We start from the raw sequence: 2095 nt of genomic DNA, 5'->3' as shown, positions 1-2095 counted from the left end.
CATCTCGCCTGCAACTTCGGAAGTTGGTCCATTGATCAGCGTTTCCCTAGGAGCAACCGACATGAACAAGATCAACCAAACGAACAAGACCAAACGACTGTACGTCGGCAAAGGGCGCCGCAGACAGAAGGGGGAGCTTTCGTTGGTCGAAGCCGCGGGCGTGATGGCTGCTGCTGCACTGATCGCGCTCGTCGTCTACATGGGCCGCGGTTATGTGATGGATCGGATCCACGCGATGCAATTCAAGAGCGAAGCGCAGTACTTCGTGAGCGGCATTCAAGATGCGACAGCGGGCGAGATCGATTTCTCGAGCGTCACCATGCTGTCGCTTACGCAAAACCGTGCGTTCGACACTGCCGGACGCCGTCTGAACAGGTCCACCGGCGCGCTGACCGGCATCTTCGGGGGGGCGGTCACGGCGGCGCCGGCCACCGTGACGGCGACCAACGACGCGATTGCCGTGACGTATCCGGTTCCCGCAAAGGTGTGCGCGTTGTCCGCGGATTCCATTGCGCAGGCCTATACGCAGGTGAAGGTGAACAACACCACGATCTCCGGGCCGTCGACGACGTATGACTCAGGTACTGCCGCGGCAGCGTGTTCATCTGCAGGTGGAACTGCGAGCGTGATCATGTACGCGACGAAGGGCAACTAAGGAAAGACGATGCTCAGCATCATTGAAGCCGTGATTGTGCTGGTCGCCACAGCACTCATGACGTTACAGGGTATCCGGCACGACGTCGAAACCCGCCGGCGAGACGTGCTGAGCGTCGAAGGAAAGAATCAGGCGGTGATTAACGCCGCGCTGTCGAAATGGGTGACGGACAAGTACGGCTCGTTGGTCGCACAAATGGTCGGCTCGAAAGCAACGGCTGTCACGCCGCCGACGCTCGCCGATTTGCGCGCCGGCGGATATCTGAAGGCCGATTATGCGACCGGACCGGTCTGGGGCGGTACCTACATGATTCAGATGAGTGTCGGTCCGGACAACTGTTCTACCGGGTCGGGCTCTTGCCAAGTGTCCTACGTCTTCTATTCGTCGCAACCCGTGACTCGACTCGGGAAGCCCGACGTCTCGGGCGCCGGCGTTGTGGCACAGGCGGCCGGCAATGACTTCGGCTTTTCGACCAGCCAGAATCCCGTAACGATCAAGGGCTTGAGCGGAAGATGGCAGGCCGTTAATCCGGTGCCAGGAGCACCTGCGGCCGTCGTTATGGCAACGAACGGCCCGTCGTCTGATGGGAACTCAGTTTTCATCCGGCGTGATGGCTCGCTGAAGTGGACAGGAAGTCAGGACGTCAACGGCGTCGACCTGCATAACGTGGGCAATATCGACGCGACGGGGACGATCGGTGCGCCGACGTTGGCCGCCTCGAACGTAGCGGTCAGCAACGCAGTCCGGAGTCCCGGAACTCTGCTCGTACAGAACGCCGCAGGGACGGCGCCCGCGCCGATCTCGACGGGCGATAGTACCGTGAACGGCCAGCTCCAAGTGACGCAGACCATCACACCAGGCGCGATCGCAACACCGCGCGCTTGGTGTCCGGTAAATGGCGCAATGGCACAAAACAGCGACGGGCGTGGGCAGTTGCTTTCCTGTCAGGACCACGCTTGGTTGCCAATCGGTGGTCCAGCGCTTCGGCAAGGGTACTTCATGGTCCAAAACGGTTGGGGGGTTCCGGCACCAAACTGCGCGACGGGCGGAACACCACAAATCGTGTTTAGTCCCGTGACCTTCTACGTGAATCCGACGGCGACGGTCAATGTCTCGGCATCGGGCAGCGGTCCGTGGACGGTGTTCATTACTGACGGCAACGGAAACGGGATCACTGGTACTGCTGTCGTTGAAACATATTGTTCGTATTGAGGGAGAAGGGAGTGAAACGCTGGATCAAGCGGGTTGTGGCGGTGCTGCTGTCGGTTGCTGTGGGCGCCGCGTTTGCGGACGGATCGTGCCAGTCAGGGTTCACTCTCCGGTCGTATCCGTTCTACGACAAGACAGGGGCATATATTGGTATGCGCCAGGCGTGCGCGCCGATCCCGTTGGAGTTGCCCCTGTAACTCAGGACACGCGGACACCGTTAGGTTGATGACA

Annotated in this window: 3 protein-coding genes; all 3 read left to right on the top strand. The window is 60.3% G+C overall.

The window, feature by feature from the left end; all coding sequences use genetic code 11:
* Positions 1-61: 61 nt before the first annotated feature.
* Genes ACSHSS_RS30095 through ACSHSS_RS30085 form a run of 3 tightly spaced genes read left to right on the top strand, consistent with a single transcriptional unit; the run spans position 62 to position 2061 of the window.
* Entirely contained in the window at positions 62-655 is a 594-nt protein-coding gene (locus ACSHSS_RS30095) for a type 4 pilus major pilin (protein ID WP_048995741.1), read from the top strand.
* 9 nt (positions 656-664) lie between these two features.
* On the top strand, positions 665-1867 hold the full coding sequence (locus ACSHSS_RS30090) for a hypothetical protein (RefSeq protein WP_080982327.1): 1203 nt from the start codon (positions 665-667) through the stop codon (positions 1865-1867).
* Between the two features lie 11 nt (positions 1868-1878).
* Positions 1879-2061 carry a hypothetical protein gene (locus tag ACSHSS_RS30085; protein ID WP_445545963.1) on the top strand — a complete coding sequence of 61 codons (183 nt, stop codon included), beginning with the start codon at positions 1879-1881 and terminating at the stop codon, positions 2059-2061.
* Positions 2062-2095 lie beyond the last annotated feature (34 nt).

Source organism: Burkholderia sp. BC1 (assembly GCF_052683555.1).
Note: the sequence above shows the minus strand (reverse complement) of the source record. Positions and strands in the feature narration are given on the sequence as shown.